Here is a 15,263-nt window from a genome sequence, read left to right as displayed (position 1 = left end):
ATGGCCTCGTTCGACATCGACCTTTCCCATCCGTTCCCGTCGGGCTTCACCGGGGGGCTCGGAGGGCCCAACCAGGGGGGCCACCAGCCACCGAACTGGTACATCCAGTTCGGCATGGACCTGGGCGCGGACGAAGGGACACAGATCCTCGCCGCCTTCGACGCGCACATCACCAAGCTGGTGCCGCACGACCCCGACGCGGACACGCAGAAGGTCTACGGAGCACAGCTGTTCATGCGTGCCCCCAACGACATGATGGGCGGCTTCTACACCCACCTGACCGATGTGCCGCCCGAGCTGGCCGTCGACTCCACGGTCAGCAGAGGTGACCCGCTGGGCACCGTGCTCCGGTTCGACCCGACGCCGCCTCATCTGCACCTGGCGCTGGTGGAGATCATCGGCGGTGCGCCGGGCGGCACCTACCAAGGCGTCGACCTGTACAAACTCTTCCTGGACACGGGCAACACGGACACCGTGACCACGGTGACGTTCATGCAGGACGGCTCGCCACCCGTGGTCGACTGACCACGCGTCCGCGGAGGAAGCGGACGGCGGCGGGCGGGGCCCCCGGCCCGCCGCCCCGCAGCACAGACCGTCGCCCTCATCCTGCCGAAGCGAGGAAACCACGATGTCCGACGAAACGATGCAGGACACCCTGCCCGATCCGCAGACCGACGCCACCGACAGATTCGAGGCGGCTCCTGATCCTGACGGAACTCTGATCGCGATCCCGAAGGAGGCCCCGGCCGGCAACCCGATCCGCGACGACGCGACGATCAGCGTCAGCCCGCGCCAGAACAGCGGCTACTACGTGACCATCTACAACGGCCCGCCCGAAAGTTCCGGCGACTTGAAGGACTTCGTCGGGGAACTGCTCACCGAGGCGTCCCTCGCGCGGCTGGAGACGTTGTTCGCCCAGACCGCGGCCGGTGGTGTCATCAAGTTCCTCTCGGCTCCGGTCGGCGTGCTGATCTCGCTGCTCACCTCGAAGCCCACCATGAACGAGCAGTACATCCGGACGAGGCTGGACGACGGGACGCAGGTCACCTACGCGGTGCTGTCACCCGGCGAGTAGTCCCCCGGGGGCGAGGGCGTGCGAGTCCGCAGGAGGGGGGCGGGCCTCCGGCCGCCCGGCGTCCGTGCCGCGATTTCGGCCTCCGGGTGCGCAGGACGGGCTCCGCGGGGTAGACGACGATCACAGCCGGACGCCGAGCAGTGAAGGAGAGGATTCGTGGACAAGGGCAAGCAGATCACCGGCGCGGCCCGCGCGCAGCTCGCGCGGGAGATGCGGGAGCAGTACGAACGCGGCATGTCCATACGGGCCATAGCCGAGGCCCACAGCCGGTCGTACGGGTTCGTGCACCGGGTGCTGACCGAGACCGACGTCCCCCTGCGCGGCAGGGGAGGCCCCCGTCCGGGCGGGCGCCGCGAAGAGACCGGCCACGCACACGCCCGCTGACCACCGGGGACGCAGAACGCCTCTGTCCGGGGCCGGCGGCCCCCGGGGAAGAAGGAGCGCGTGAGCGGCGAGTCGTGCCCTCGCGCGGACCCGGGTGGCTGCCGTCCCCCGTCCGGTCGTCGAGCGGGGCGAAGAGGACCGGCCGCCCTGGCCGCCACCCGCGGGCATCCGCCGATCCGGTGCGCCGGTGAGCGCCGTCCTTGAGTGGCCCCGCGACCCCCGTGACCCTCGTGGCCGCCGTGGCACGGGCCGCCGGAAAGCGCGCCCCCGTCCCTGGGGATCCCTCCGTCCGGGAGAATACGGAAAATGCGGACATCGGAGTGTCCCCCGGCAGCGGAAGTGAGCCCCATGCGGTCCTCGGTCGTCGTGTTCACCTGCGATCTTCGCCTGTCGGACCACCCGCCGTTGCGTGCGGCGCTGCGCGAAGGACGGCGGGTGGTACCGCTGTTCGTGCGTGACCCGGCCGTGGACGCAGCGGGTTTCGCCGCGCCGAACCGGCTCGCGTTCCTCGCCGACTGCCTGCGGGATCTGGACGCCCGGCTGCGGGCGCGGGGCGGGCGGCTGGTGGTGCGCGAGGGCGACACGGTCGCACAGGTGTGCCGGGTGGCCGCCGAGGCGGACGCCGACGAGGTGCACATGGCGGGTGATGTGAGCGCCTTCGCGCACAGCCGCGAACGGCGGCTGCGCCGGGCGCTGGAGGCCGGTGGGCGGCGTCTGTACGTGCACGACACGGTGAGCACCGCCGTGGCGCCGGGCGCGGTGACACCGGCCTCCTCCGACCACTTCGCGGTGTTCACGCCGTACTACCGGCGCTGGTCCGCCGAGGGCCTGCGGGACGTGCTGGACGTGCCGCGCGCGCTCACCGTGCCGCCGGAGGTGGGCTCCGCCCCGCTGCCGGAGCGCGCCGCGGTGCGCGGTGTGTCGCCGGGACTGTGCCCGGGCGGCGAGACGGAGGGGCGGCGCGGGCTCACGGCGTGGCTGCGCTCGGGCGTGGAGGCCTACGAGGAACGGCACGACGACCTGGCGGGCGACGCCACCTCGCGGCTCTCCCCCCACCTGCACTTCGGCACGCTGTCGCCGGTCGAGGTCGTGCACCGGGCCCGCAGGGCCGGCGGCGCGGGCGCGGAGGCGTTCGTGCGGCAGATCGCCTGGCGCGACTTCCACCGCCAGGTGCTCGCCGCACGCCCCGACGCCGCCGCGCACGACTACCGCACGCGCGGCGACCGGTGGCGTGCCGGGAAGGACGCGGAGGCCGACGCCGAGGCGTGGCGGGAGGGCCGCACCGGCTATCCCGTCGTGGACGCGGCGATGCGGCAGCTGCGCCACGAGGGGTGGATGCACAACCGGGGGCGGCTGCTGACCGCGAGCTTCCTCGCCAAGACGCTGTACGTCGACTGGCGGCTGGGCGCCCGGCACTTCCTGGACCTGCTCGTCGACGGCGACGTGGCGAACAACCAGCTGAACTGGCAGTGGGTGGCCGGCACGGGCACCGACACCCGGCCCAACCGGGTCCTCAACCCGGTCGCCCAGGGCAAGCGGTACGACCCGCAGGGGGCGTACGTGCGGCGCTGGGTGGCGGAACTGTCGGACGTGCCGGGGGCGTCCGTGCACGAACCGTGGAACCTTCCGGACCAGGAGCGCGCGAGCACCGGTTACCCCGAACCGGTGGTGTCCCTGGCAGAGGGCCTGGACCGCTTCAGGCGGGCCCGGGGGCGCGCGTGACGGCCTGCGGGAGGTGGTGTCCGCCGGCCGCCGGACACCACGGAAGGCTCGCGCGCACACCGCACCCTGCCCGGCGCACGGATGCCGGACGCCCCCGTTCCCGGTTCAGCGCACGGTACCGGGCCGGGCTGCTCGACGCGCGTCGGCCCTGAAGAGCCCCGGGGGAGCGCGTCAGCGACGGTCACGGCAGTCCGAGGCCGGTCCCGGTGGCGTCCGGGCACAGAGCCGGCACCCGCCGTGGGCCGGTGCCGCGCGGCTGCTCCCGCAACGCTTCGGTACGGCTCAGGGCGAACGCCCTGGACGCGCCGGCAAGCGCCAGGGGATGGGGCGGCCTGTCTCCTCTTTGCCTGGCTCGTCACGTCACTCGCTTGCGCTGCCGGAAGGGACGGCGCGCCGCCGTCCGCCGAAGGTGGTACCTGACAGGGGCACGGCCTGCCGGCCTGTTCCGGACGATCCGGTGAACGGCATCCTGGCGCGGCAAGGCGCGCGGGTGGAGCGAGGGAAGGTACCGCGGCATGTCAGACCGCACCGTGACGGAGCCCGAGCCCGCCTGGGCGGCCAGGTGGGCGGGGGCCTTGTTGTGCCTCGTGGTGGCCGGCATCCACGTCGTGGACCAAGGCGGTTTCACGGCGACGCGCGACCCCGCTTACGTCGGCATCGCCTACCACGTCCTGGAGATCGCGGCCGTGGTCGCCGCCGTGCTGCTGCTCATGCGCCTGCCCCGCCCCGGCTGGCTGCTGGCAGCCGGGGTCGCCGCCGGGCCTGTACTGGGCTACCTCCTCTCCAGGGGCCCGGGACTTCCCGACTACAGGGACGACGTCGGGAACTGGACGGAGCCGCTGGGCCTGGCCAGCCTCGCCGTGGAGGGAACGCTGCTCCTGGTGTCGGTACCGCTCCTTGTCTGGAGTCTGCGTCACCGACCCTGAAGACAGGAACGGTCCCCTTGGCGGGGAGCACCGCGAGAGGTCGCTGACCGGAGCGGCCCGACGGGGGTGACGGAGGCCTCCCGCCCCTCCAGTCCGGCACATGTGGGGGGGCTGCCGTTCCGGCGGGGGCCCTGCGCACGACAGCTCGGGCCGGTCCGGTCGGCACCGGGACCGTCCCGGTCAGCGCTGCGCGGCGCCAGAGCCGAAGGGAGAACCGCCGGCCGATGGCTGACCGGGTGGAGCGACGCCGAGGCAGGCAGGGGCGGGCGCGGCCCGGCCGCCCCTCCCCCGCTTCTCGGGCTCACCTCACCGGCCGGACACCCGCGCTCCGCTCCGCTGTGCCGGCGTCCTGCCCCCCGCATTCTCCTGCTCCTCGTCGGGCCACAGGCACTCGATCAGGTAGTCCCCGGTGTCGGGAGCGCGGGTCACCCCGTGCGTCTCGCTGCCGAAGCCGGGGAAGCGGTGGTCGAAGGACTCCAGGGCGCTCAGGTAACGCAGCAGGGGGCCGTCCGCCTCCCCGACGCTCTCGCCCGGCATGAGGACCGGGATGCCGGGTGGCGTCACCGTGACCATCGCCGCGGCGATGCGGCCCGGTGCGTCCGCCAGGCGGATCCGTTCCGTGCCGCCGCGGACCAGGCGCTGGTAGCACAGCTGGGGCGGGGCGACCGGCTCAGGGAGTTGCTGGAACGCGGTGTCGAGCAGCTCGACCAGGCGGGCCTCGCGCAAGTGGTCGTGCATCTCCTGGCACAGGTCGCGCAGGCCCCGTCCGAAGTAGCGGCGGGGGTGCTCGGCGAGCAGCGCGGGCAGCACACGGTCCAGCGGCGCGTCACGGTCGTAGAGATCCTTGAAGTCCATCAGCGCGTCGAGCAGCGTGCCCCACTTGCCCTTGGTGATGCCCATGGAGAACAGCACCAGCGTGGTGTAGCTGTCGGTCTTCTCCACGACGATGCCGCGCGCGGTCAGGTAGGCGGTGAGCACACGCGCCGGGATGCCCCAGTCGGCCATCGCACCGGTCGCGTCGAGCCCCGGGCAGGTCAGGGTGACCTTGATCGGGTCGAGCATGCAGTAGCCGTCGGTCAGGCCGGGGAAGCCGTGCCAGTCCGCGTCGGGAGCGAGGTGCCAGCAGGAGGGCTCGGTGCGCAGCAGTTCCGCCGGAGCCTCGTCGAACGGCACGACCGCCCCGCTCACCGGGTCGGTCACCTCACGCGGCTGCCACACCCCGAAGAACCAGGGCGGCCGGTCGGCGGCGGACTCGATCCGCCGCCCGATCCGCACCATCTCCTGACGGAACCGCACCGCCTCCGTCACCGCCTCGTCGACCAGCCACTGCCCCTGCGGACCGTCCATCATGGCCGTGGCCACGTCCAGGGAGGCGATCATCGGATACAGCGGCGACGTCGTGCCGTGCATCATCAGCGCCTCGTTGAACCGGTCGTGTTCCACCGGCGCCCGCGGCGCGGACCGGACGTGCACCATGGCGCCCTGCGACAACGCCGCCAGCAGTTTGTGGGTGGACTGGGTGGCGAAGACCGTCGGCCGCTCGGGACCGGGGAAGACCTCCTCGTCCACCGCCATGCCGTAGCGCCCCGCGTAGAGCGGATGGAAACGGGCGTACGCGAACCAGGCCTCGTCGAAGTGCAGGCGGGGCGTGCCGGCCGCGAAGGCCCGGGCCGCCGTCGCCGCGTCGTAACACAGCCCGTCGTACGTGGAGTTGGTGAACACCGCGTACTGGGCACGGGAGGACACCGCGTCCCGCGTGAGGGGGTTCGCCGCGATCCGCGCCGCCACCGCGTCGGCGGCGATCTCGGCCGGCGGCAGCGGTCCGGCGAGGCCGTAACCGTTACGGGTGGGGACCAGGTACACCGGGCGGGCGCCGGAGACGACCAGGCCGTGCAGGACCGATTTGTGGCAGTTGCGGTCCACCAGGGCGATCTCGTCGCGGGTCACGCTGAAGTGGCCGACCAGGCGGTTGCAGGTGGAGTCGCCGTGCAGGACGAAGTACGTGTGGTCGGAGCCGAAGACCCGCGCCGCGTTCCGCTCCGCCTCGCCGATCGGGCCGGTGTGCTCGAACAGCGAGCCGAGCTGCTCCACCGAGATCGACAGGTCGCTGCGCAGCAGCCGCTCCCCGAAGTATTCGTGGAACGCCCGGCCGACGGGTGACTTGAGGAAGGCGACCCCACCGGAGTGCGCCGGGGTGTGCCAGGAGTACTCGTGCGCGTCGTCGAAGCGCCGCAGCGCCTTGAAGAACGGCGGGAGCAGGGCCTCCTGGTAGGCCCGCGCGGCAGCGCTGATCCGCCCCGCGATGAAGACCGGCGTGTCCTCCAGCGGCCACACGTAGCCCACCACCGACTGCGACACCCACAGCGGCAGCTCGCGCAGCCCTTCGCCCGCCATGACCAGGTACACCGGCAGGTCCTGGAACCGCTGTCCGATCCGGCGCAGCACTGCCGCGCCGCCCGGCTCGTCCTCGCCGCCGGGCGGAAGGTCCCAGGCGACCAACGCGGCGGCCAGACCGGCCTCCGTCCTGAGCACCGCCTCGGCGTCGGAGGCGCTCACCACCCACCGGACCCGCAAGCCGCCCGCCCGGATCTCCTCGGCGATGCGCGCGAGCTGCCCTGCGGTGGCGCTCCTGTCCTCCGGATGCTCCGCCACCGCCACCACGACCGTGCCGTCGGCCATGCCGTGCCCCTTCCCCCGTGGTCCGTGCCAGCCCTCCCCTCAGTGTTCGCCTCCTCCGCACTCACGATCGGCCGACGACCGGTCAAACCACCCCTTCGGCGTACCGTGCGAACTGCGCCTTGACGCCTCGGCGTCGGCGGTTCGGATCCCGTGGCGTCCGGCTTCAGGACGCCGGGAGCGAGCGCGGCGGACGCGCGGTCCGCCGGGCTCGTGGGGGGCGCCGTGGCCGGCCGGGCCGGTGCCCCCGTCCGTCGCGTGTGCCGGTCAGCGCACCAGCCGGGGGTCGGCGTTGTGCACCAGTTCCAGGGCCTGCTGGGGGAACCACTTGCCGGCCGCCGGGTCCGGGTAGCCCCGCTCGGGATCGTCGGGGCCCGCCGTGCCGCGCGTGCACTGTCCGTCCGACTCACCGGGGATCTTCACCCACAGCCGGGCGTCGGCCAGCGGGTCTCCCGTGTCGGGGGTCGGCCGGGCACCGGTGCCGCGGCCGGGCGGGTTGCACCACTCCTGCGGGTCGGAGTAGACGCCGGCCGGCGGGGTCCACGGGCCCTGGCCGTTGCGGCTGGTGTCGGTGACGAAGTGCTTCATGGCGGACGGCGCCTCGTGCACATGTGTGTCGAGCCATGCCTGGGCGTCGTTCACCGGCCACCACTGGTTCGGGCAGTCGGCCGCCGGGCCGCCGGCCGACACGTAGCTCAGACAGGACGAGATCAGCTTGCCGTACCAGGCCAGTTCGCTGTCGGAGCGGTAGTTGGAGATGTTCAGGAAGAAGCCGGTGGCGTCACCGACCCCGCCGGTGACCAGGCGGGGCACGATGTCGTTGACGCTGTGCCAGCCGCTGTGCCCCGCGTCGAGGTAGACCTTCGTCCCGGCGAGCGGCTCCAGGGCGTCCACCGCGTAGTGGATCTCGGCGTAGCGCTCGGTGGTCCTGCTGCCCTGCGCGTCGTCCTGGCCGCAGTCCGAGGGCAGCAGCGACAGCGAGTCCGGTTCCAGGACCACGGTGGCGGGCAGTCGTCCGATGCCCGCGCGCACGGCGTCGATCCACGCCTCGTACTGCGCCGTGTCGGCGGCGCCGCCGGCCGAGTACTGGGCGCAGTCCCGGCCCGGGATGTCGTAGAGCGCCAGCACCGGCAGCGCGTGGCGGCGGGCCGCGTCCACGACCGTCTTGCGCACCGACGCCCGCACCTCGTCGGGTGTGCCGTCGCCGAACCACACGGCCTGCGGGGTCAGTGTCATCGCCAGGACGCCGGCCGCGTCCCTGATCCTCCCCTGCCCTGCCAGCTCCAGGACCTGGCGTCGGGCGTCCGGGTTCGCGGGCGGCGTGTACAGGGTGGTGGGCCGGGTCACCTGCGCCGGCGCCGCCGCCGCTGTCTGCGCGGGAGCGGCGGCGAGTGCGGTCGCGGCCAGCGCGGCGGCCACGGTGACGGTGAGCGGGCGGAGGGTTCCGCCGGTTCCTCCGGCTCGGGTGGTCCGCCCGGATCCCCCGGCGCCTCTGCTTCCTCTGGTTCCTGCGGTCAGGCGGGCTCTGCCGGGTGTTCCAGTGCTTCCGGCATGGTCGCGTGCGCTCATGCGGATGGGCTCCTCGGATACGTAGGGGTGGAGGTGCGCGTCCACGATGACTTTGGGAGCGCTCCCATGTACGGCACCAAGGAATTAACCCCTCATACGGGAGCCGCGTCAATCCCCTTGGCAGGCTCCGAGAAGTGAAGAGTCAGGAGGCCGTCGCACTCACCGCCCCCTGCACCGGTTCGAGGTCCCGACCCGGCGCCCGGGCACCGCGGCCGTCGCCGTCGGCCTGGCGTCGCCCGGCCGGCCGGAGGGGCGGGCGGGCCGCGGGCGCGGGCGGTGTGGCCGCGGCCGGGTAGGCCGGGGGCGATCCGCCGTCCGGTTCACTACGGGTCCGGTCTCTTGCTCATTCCTCCGTGACGCGGATGATCGTCCTGCCCGGGGCGCGCTTGCCGGGGGCGAACGCGGCGGGCGCCTCGGTGAGCGGCCGCACAGCCCCCACGACCGGTTGGAGCCGGCCGTCCCGCACTCGCGTGGCGAGGTCGGCGAGTCTGGCGCGGTCGGGTTCGACGACGAAGAAGACCGCCCGCCCGTCCTTGGGACGGACGCGGGGCGGCGCGACGATGGTGACCAGCGTGCCGCCGGGCCGGATGAGGGCGGCCGAGCGGTCGAGGATGTCGCCGCCGATCACGTCGAGCACGACATCGACCTCGCCGGCGTCCTCCGGTTTCCCGGTCTGCAGATCGATATACGTGTGAACGCCGAGGGCGAGTGCCCGGTCCCGGTCGGGGGCCCGGCCGGTGCCGATGACACGGGCGCCGGCTTCACGGGCGAGCTGGACGGCGATCGAGCCGACGCCGCCCGCGGCGCCATGGATCAGGACGGTCTGGCCCGTGGTGAGGCGGCCGTGGTCGAACAGGCCCTGCCAGGCGGTCAGTCCGGAGACGGGCAGGGCCGCGGCGAGCGTGTGGTCGATGTCCGCGGGCAGGGGGGCGAGGTTGCGGGCCTCCACCGCGGTGTACTCGGCGAGGCTGCCGTCGCGGGTCCAGTCGGCCAGGCCGAACACTCGCTGGCCGACACTCAGACCGGTGGTGCCGTACCCCAGCTCCACGACGACACCGGACAGCTCGTGCCCGGGCACGCTCGGGGTACGGTCCCGGCCGGCGCGATCGGTCCAGGTGGCGGGCCAGTCCAGCTCGCCACGGGTGAAGCCGGCGGCGTGCACCCGGACGATGACGTCGTTCTCGGCCGCGTGGGGGTAGGGGATGTCCGTCAAAGACATGCCCGCAGGACCGGCGTCACGGTCTCGCACGGTGATGGCTTGCATATGGCTCCTCACTGGAGACAGGGCGACTCGAGCACACAGCCCACTCGCTCGCGGGACTCGGAGCGGCTGCAGGTCCATGTATGCCGTTCCGCGTGATCGTCATCACCTGTTCTCGCAGAAGACGAGTGCCGTGGGAGCGACTCGCACGGGTCATCACGTCGTCCTTCCATGAACCCGGCGGGTCCCTTGTGGGCCGAGGCGTCCGGACCGGACCAGGGCTCGTCGAGGACCAGCGGGGCGGGCTGGACGAGCAGGGCCTGGGCGAGCGCTCGGGAAGAGCGGGCGCGGGCACGACGAGAGCCTCCCTGATGGATGCCGTATCCCGGCCAGGACGCTCACTGCCGAAGGGGACCTTCCCTTCGGACCGCGAGACCTAGGCCGATGGTCCGACGCGTTGCCCGATGTGTTTCAGCACGTCAGCTGGTCCGATGGCGCAATGAGTGATCTTGTGAACGAGCCGGGGCCGGACGTCCTTCCGCGCCTGGCCGAGGAGAAGAACGTCTGGCTGTGCACGGTGCGTCCGGACGGCTCCGCCCACGTCACACCGGTCTGGTTCGTCTACCAGGACTCCCGGTGGTGGATCGGTTCGGACGACAGCTCCGTCAAAGTCCGGAACATCCGCAAGGAACCCCGCGTGTCCCTGGCTCTGGAGGACGGCCGGTTTCCGGTCGTCGCCGAAGGAGACGCATCACTGATGCGTGAGGGCTTCCCGCACCAGGTCGTGGCCGCGTTCGAACGGAAATACGGGTGGGACGTGTCCGCTCCCACCCGTCCCGGCAGCGGGCGAGTGCTGCTCGAAGTGCACGTGCGCCGCTGGCTGCTGGCCGGCACCGCCCAGTGACGGCGGCGGGCGCCGGCCTCGGACCATGAGCCGACGAAGGTTTCGGCGGGCTTCACGGCTCGCTGCACCGGCCCGAGGGCGGCGGAGGGAGGCGTCATGGTGACGTCAGGCGCTGCCGCCGCGCGAAGGCACGCCATCCTGCGCCCGGGGCCGGCGAGGTGGTGTTCCGTGCGGGGTTGCGGTTGCCGTTGCGGCAGCTTCTACGGTCGTCACCAGGGCCGGAAAGACCGGCCCGGTGAGGTGAGCATGAGGGAGACGGTGATGGACTGGCCGATCGCGGAGGTGGCCCGGATGTCGGGCGTGACCGCCCGGACCCTGCGGCACTACGACGAGATCGGCCTGCTGCCGCCCGCCCGCACCGGGGCCAACGGCCACCGGTACTACGGCGAACGCCAGCTGCTGCTCCTGCAGCAGATCCTCGTCCTGCGGGCGCTGGGTCTGGGGCTGGAGGAGATCGGCCGCGTCCTGGCCGAGCAGGTCGACGAGGTGGAAGCCCTGCGCGGCCACCACCGGCGGCTGCTGGCCGAACGCGACCGGCTCGGCACACTGGCCGCCACCGTCTCCCGCACGATCGCCGAACTGGAAGAGTCCAGGAAGGACGACACCCCCATGACCATCAACCGCCCGGAGAACCTTTTCGACGGCGTCCAGCCCGACCAGTACCAGGACAGCCTGCGCGACTTCCCCGCCCACGCCGAGCGGGTCGCCCGCCACGTCGCCGGCCTGAGTCCGCAGGACATCGAGGCCGGACAGCGCGAACGCACCGCCCAGATGATCCGCCTCGCCGAACTCCGGGCCGCCGGCCACCCGGCGGACTCCGAGCCGGTGCAGAGCGAGATCGACGCCCAGTACCGGGCTCTGACCGCCCTGCGCCCGGTGTCGGCGGAGGAGCACCGGGCCATGGGCCGGGCCTGCGTCGACAACCCCGCCTGGCGCGCCGCCTACGAAGCCGTCGCACCCGGCCTCGCGGCGTTCCAGCGCGACGCCATCGAGGCCTACACCGCCGAGCGCCTCACCTGATCGGCGGCCCGAGACCTGTCGTCACACCCCGGCCGGGTGCGCGAAGCCCTCGTCGGCGAGGGCCGTCCGTGGGCGCGGCGACGGTGATGCCGTGTTCGTGGTGCGCGTCCGGTGGGCGGCCGGCCCCGGATGACCGACCTCGCGGCCTTCCTGGGCCTGGACAAGTCGACGATGTCCGGCCTCATCGACCGTGCCGAACGCCGAGGACTGCTGGAACGCGGCAGGAACCCGGACGACAAACGCGCCGTGGACGTCTTCCTCACCCCCGCCGGACTCGAACTCACCCGACGGCTGGACGGCGAGATCCGAGACGCCCTGGCACCGGCGACCGGCCGGCTCGACCCGCAGCAGCGCCGTCAGCTCGCCCAGCTCCTGGAACCCGTCGTCACCCCGCCGCTGCCGGTCACCCGGCGCACCCCGGCCCAGCGCTGAGCGGACTCGCCACCCGGCGCCCACGTCCGGGGTCTTCGTATGCCCCCTCACGCCCCGGACGGCGAGCGAGCTGCCCCGCCCTCGCGGTCACTCACTCCCGTCGTCCCGGACCCGGCCCCACGGCAGGGACCGGCCGGCAGCACTTCGTCCCGGCGCCCGGCCCGGCAGGGCCCCGCCGTCGAGGCTCACACCGTGGCGTGTGTGAACTGGCAGGTCACAGACGTTCCGCCCCGTCGGCGCCCGGGCCGTAGAGCGCGGCGATGTCCTCGGAGCCCGGCCAGCGGCTGTAGGTGGGGGACTGCGGCCACCCCTCGGGCGAGTCCTGCCATTCCTCCTGCCGCCCGTACGGCAGGAGGTCGATGAGCGCGAAGGTGTGCGTGAGCTGCTCGGTGCCCCGGCCGCCGGTGTGCCAGGTGCGGTAGACGGTGTCGCCGTCCCGCAGGAACACGTTCACCGCGAACGCTCCCCCGGGCGGTGCGCCGACATCTGCTCCGAAGGAGCTGCCGGCGGTCGAGTACCACGTCATCCGGTTGCCGACCCGCCGCTTGTAGGCGAGTGCCTCGTCGATCGGGCCCTGGGTGACGACGACGAAGCGCGCGTCATAGCCGTCCAGGAATTCCAGGCGGGTGAACTGCGCCGTGAAACCCGTGCAGCCCGGACACTGCCATTCCTTGCTGGGGAACCACATGTGGTGGTAGACGATCAGCTGCCTCTTGCCGTCGAAGACGTCCACCAGGCGGACCGGCCCGTCCTCGCCTTCGAGGACGTAGTCGGGCATCTCCACCATCGGCAGGCGGCGGCGCTCGGCGGCGATGGCGTCCAGCTCCCGGGTGGCGGCCTTCTCCCTGGCTCGCAGTGTCTGGAGTCGGCGCTCCCAGGTGGCGGCGTCGACGACGGGCGGCAGCGGATGAGTGGTCATGATCCCCTCGCTGAGTTCAGGCGCGGAGTTCAGGCGCGGCTTTCACTGGCTACAGGGGTGGACCGGGCCGGGACCCGGAACTCATCGCTCCCCCGACCGTCCGCTCACATCTCGCTGCGAAAGGGCCTCTGATCCCGTCCGCGATGCCGCCACGGCCCCGCGGTCGTGACGGCATCGCCGGCGTCGCCGAACGCGTCACCACCGCTGCTCTCGCCTCCACCAGCGTGGCTCACCGGCCGCCGGATCCACGGCGGGCGCCCTTCCCGTCCCTCGCGGCCCCGGACCGGTCCGCCCCGGCCGTCGCCGGGAGCGGGAACGGCGTACGGGCTCACCGGACCGGCGCACGGGTTCAGCTGCCGTCCGGCGGCAACGTCAAGTCGCTCCAGTCGAAGCCGGGCGCGGTGACGCAGGTGACGAGCACGGGGTCGCCACCGGCGGGGCGGGCACTTTGCCACATCCCGGCGGGAACGGCGGCCCCCAGCACCTGCCCGGCCGCCTGGTCGGGGCCCAGAAGAGTGGTGGAGGCCGTGTGGGCGTGGGGGCGAGGGCCGTGGGCGAGGATGAGGGGGCTGCCACTGTGCCAGAGCCACAGCTCCTCACCGGCTACGCGGTGCCAGCGGGACTGCTCACCGGGCGCGAGCAGGTAGTGGATGGCGGAGGCGGCCACGCGGCGCCCTTGTGCGGTGTCGACCTGCTCGCCCGCCGACCACAGCCTGCGGTACCAGCCGCCCTCGGGATGCGGCTCGAGACCGAGCCGTACGGCCAGGGCCGGGCGGTCCCGCCCGGACTTGCCCTCACGGTGCACCGTCCTTCGTCCTTCCTGCCGCGCAGGACCGCGACCCGCTCCTGCTCAGTCCGCCCCGCCGCCCTGACAACCCGGTGACCGCTCCCCCGCGTCACGGCCGTCCGAGGACGATCACTCCCACGAGCGCATGCCCGTGTGACGGCCCGGGCGAAGGCCCCGCCGACCCCCGGCGCGGTTGCCCGGCGCCGGGAGCCGGCGAACGGACCGCCCGGGCGGGTGCCTCACCGGCCCCGGGGCGGTTCGTTCCGGGTGAAGGCTGCGACCAGTTCGTGCGGAGTGGCGTTGCCGGAATCGGCCGCGTGGGCCTCGGCGGTCGCGAAGTCGACGGCCTCGGCGCTGCGCGGGAACAGCTCACGCTCGTACACGCTGAGCGCGGTCTCGACGTCCCCGGGGTGGGCGGCCAGGGCCTTGCCGAGTTCGGCGCCGTCGAGCATGGCGAGGTTGGCACCCTCACCGTTGGGGGCGGCGAGGTGGGCGGCGTCGCCGAGCAGGGTCACCCCTGGCACGCGGTCCCACCGGTGCCCGGTCGGCAGGGCGTAGAGGGGGCGCAGCACCGGCGCGGTGTCGGCGTCCGTGATCAGCGCGGTCAGCTCCGGCGCCCAGCCGTCGAACTCCTGCGCGATCCGTGCGGTGGCCGCGGCGGAATCGGTGAAGTCGATGGCGTCGAACCACTCCCGCGGCCGGGCCAGCCCCAGGTAGGCGTGCAGGGTGTCGTCCTTCTCCCGGTGGGCGAAGATCTCCCGGTCCGGCGTGACGGCGATCATCGATCCGCCGCCGACCGCCTTCGCCGCGGCCGGGTGCCGGACATCGGCGTCGAACAGGTAGGTGTCGACGACCGACTTGCCGGTGTACTCGGGGGTGACGGCGGAGAGCAGCGGCCGGACCTTGGACCACGCGCCGTCCGCGCCGACCAGCAGCCCGGTGACGAGGGAACCGCCGTCCGCGAACGTCACCTCGTGACGGCCGTCGCCGAGGCTCCGGGCTCGGACGACCTTGTGGCCCCACCGGACGGTGCCGGCCGGCAGCGAGTCGAGCAGCATCTGCCGCAGTTCGCCGCGCTGCACCTCGGGGCGTCCGCCCGTGCCGTCGTCGGCCTTGTCGAACAGGACGGTCCCGTCCGGGTCGAGGACCCGCATCGCCTGCCGGCCCTCCAGGATCAGCGCGCGGAACTGCTCCGTCAACCCGGCGGCCTCGAGGGCGATCTGCCCGTTGTAGTCATGGATGTCGAGCATTCCGCCCTGTGCGCGGGAGTCCGGGGAGGGCTCCGCCTCGTAGACCGCGGCGGGTATTCCGTTGAGGTGCAGGACGCGGGCGAGGGCGAGGCCGCCGAGGCCGGCGCCGATGATCGTGACATCGCTGGTCATGGGTACGTTCTTCCTGGTCGTGGGCGACTGGACGGGCTCCCGGCTGGTCATGCCGGGGAGCCCGTACCAGCGGGCCGGGACGGTGGTGCCGGTGTCCGGTGCCGTTGACGAGCGGCGCCGGACGACTCCACTGTGCTGGCGTCCGGCGACAGACCACCGACAGGTCACCGACCCCCGCCGACAACCGGCCTACAGCGACCGACAGCGACCGACAGCCGAGCTACAGCCACCGACGGCCGGCCTGCAGCGGCCGGCATCTGAGCCAC

General features: G+C 73.0%; 14 protein-coding genes and 1 pseudogene. 8 read left to right on the top strand and 7 right to left on the bottom strand.

Annotated features, from left to right (window positions below; genetic code table 11):
* From ABZ719_RS23455 to ABZ719_RS23435, 5 genes are all read left to right on the top strand, one after another.
* Entirely contained in the window at positions 1–525 is a 525-nt protein-coding gene (locus ABZ719_RS23455) for a peptidoglycan DD-metalloendopeptidase family protein (protein ID WP_366727134.1), read from the top strand.
* Positions 526–628: 103 nt separating this feature from the next.
* Complete coding sequence (locus tag ABZ719_RS23450; RefSeq protein ID WP_366727133.1) at positions 629–1,075, top strand: hypothetical protein; 447 nt, start codon at positions 629–631, stop codon at positions 1,073–1,075.
* A gap of 156 nt (positions 1,076–1,231) precedes the next feature.
* The gene (locus ABZ719_RS23445; protein ID WP_366727132.1) at positions 1,232–1,459 is read left to right on the top strand and encodes a helix-turn-helix domain-containing protein; all 228 of its coding nucleotides are present in this window, start codon (positions 1,232–1,234) and stop codon (positions 1,457–1,459) included.
* 348 nt (positions 1,460–1,807) lie between these two features.
* On the top strand, positions 1,808–3,181 hold the full coding sequence (locus tag ABZ719_RS23440; RefSeq protein WP_366727131.1) for a deoxyribodipyrimidine photo-lyase: 1,374 nt from the start codon (positions 1,808–1,810) through the stop codon (positions 3,179–3,181).
* 515 nt (positions 3,182–3,696) lie between these two features.
* Positions 3,697–4,107: a hypothetical protein gene (locus ABZ719_RS23435; protein WP_366727130.1), complete on the top strand. Its 411-nt coding sequence runs from the start codon at positions 3,697–3,699 to the stop codon at positions 4,105–4,107.
* Positions 4,108–4,413: 306 nt separating this feature from the next.
* On the opposite strand, the gene ABZ719_RS23430 is transcribed toward ABZ719_RS23435, so the two are convergent.
* The 4 genes and pseudogenes from ABZ719_RS23430 to ABZ719_RS23415 form a co-directional block, all read right to left on the bottom strand.
* Entirely contained in the window at positions 4,414–6,786 is a 2,373-nt protein-coding gene (locus ABZ719_RS23430; RefSeq protein WP_366727129.1) for an Orn/Lys/Arg decarboxylase N-terminal domain-containing protein, read from the bottom strand.
* Between the two features lie 264 nt (positions 6,787–7,050).
* Entirely contained in the window at positions 7,051–8,202 is a 1,152-nt protein-coding gene (locus ABZ719_RS23425) for a glycoside hydrolase family 6 protein (protein ID WP_366727128.1), read from the bottom strand.
* A 493-nt stretch (positions 8,203–8,695) separates the two neighbouring features.
* A complete protein-coding gene (locus ABZ719_RS23420; protein ID WP_366727127.1) occupies positions 8,696–9,616 on the bottom strand; it encodes an NADP-dependent oxidoreductase in 921 nt (306 codons plus the stop codon).
* 167 nt (positions 9,617–9,783) lie between these two features.
* Positions 9,784–9,885, bottom strand: a pseudogene (locus ABZ719_RS23415) (ABC transporter ATP-binding protein); the annotation flags it as partial.
* Between the two features lie 167 nt (positions 9,886–10,052).
* Here ABZ719_RS23415 and ABZ719_RS23410 point away from each other — a divergent pair.
* The 3 genes from ABZ719_RS23410 to ABZ719_RS23400 all read left to right on the top strand — a co-directional run bounded on the left by ABZ719_RS23410 (position 10,053) and on the right by ABZ719_RS23400 (position 11,909).
* Complete coding sequence (locus tag ABZ719_RS23410) at positions 10,053–10,457, top strand: pyridoxamine 5'-phosphate oxidase family protein (RefSeq protein WP_366727126.1); 405 nt, start codon at positions 10,053–10,055, stop codon at positions 10,455–10,457.
* Positions 10,458–10,718: 261 nt separating this feature from the next.
* On the top strand, positions 10,719–11,477 hold the full coding sequence (locus tag ABZ719_RS23405) for a MerR family transcriptional regulator (RefSeq protein WP_366727170.1): 759 nt from the start codon (positions 10,719–10,721) through the stop codon (positions 11,475–11,477).
* A gap of 129 nt (positions 11,478–11,606) precedes the next feature.
* The gene (locus ABZ719_RS23400) at positions 11,607–11,909 is read left to right on the top strand and encodes a MarR family winged helix-turn-helix transcriptional regulator (RefSeq protein ID WP_366727125.1); all 303 of its coding nucleotides are present in this window, start codon (positions 11,607–11,609) and stop codon (positions 11,907–11,909) included.
* Positions 11,910–12,123: 214 nt separating this feature from the next.
* On the opposite strand, the gene ABZ719_RS23395 is transcribed toward ABZ719_RS23400, so the two are convergent.
* From ABZ719_RS23395 to ABZ719_RS23385, 3 genes are all read right to left on the bottom strand, one after another.
* Positions 12,124–12,828: a DUF899 family protein gene (locus ABZ719_RS23395; protein ID WP_366727124.1), complete on the bottom strand. Its 705-nt coding sequence runs from the start codon at positions 12,826–12,828 to the stop codon at positions 12,124–12,126.
* Between the two features lie 349 nt (positions 12,829–13,177).
* Positions 13,178–13,633 carry a cupin domain-containing protein gene (locus tag ABZ719_RS23390; RefSeq protein WP_366727123.1) on the bottom strand — a complete coding sequence of 152 codons (456 nt, stop codon included), beginning with the start codon at positions 13,631–13,633 and terminating at the stop codon, positions 13,178–13,180.
* 221 nt (positions 13,634–13,854) lie between these two features.
* Entirely contained in the window at positions 13,855–14,997 is a 1,143-nt protein-coding gene (locus ABZ719_RS23385) for an NAD(P)/FAD-dependent oxidoreductase (RefSeq protein WP_366727122.1), read from the bottom strand.
* Positions 14,998–15,263 lie beyond the last annotated feature (266 nt).

The sequence above is a fragment of the Streptomyces sp. NPDC006743 genome, from assembly GCF_040703815.1.
Lineage (GTDB): Bacteria > Actinomycetota > Actinomycetes > Streptomycetales > Streptomycetaceae > Streptomyces.
This window is presented reverse-complemented; position numbering and strand designations above follow the sequence as displayed.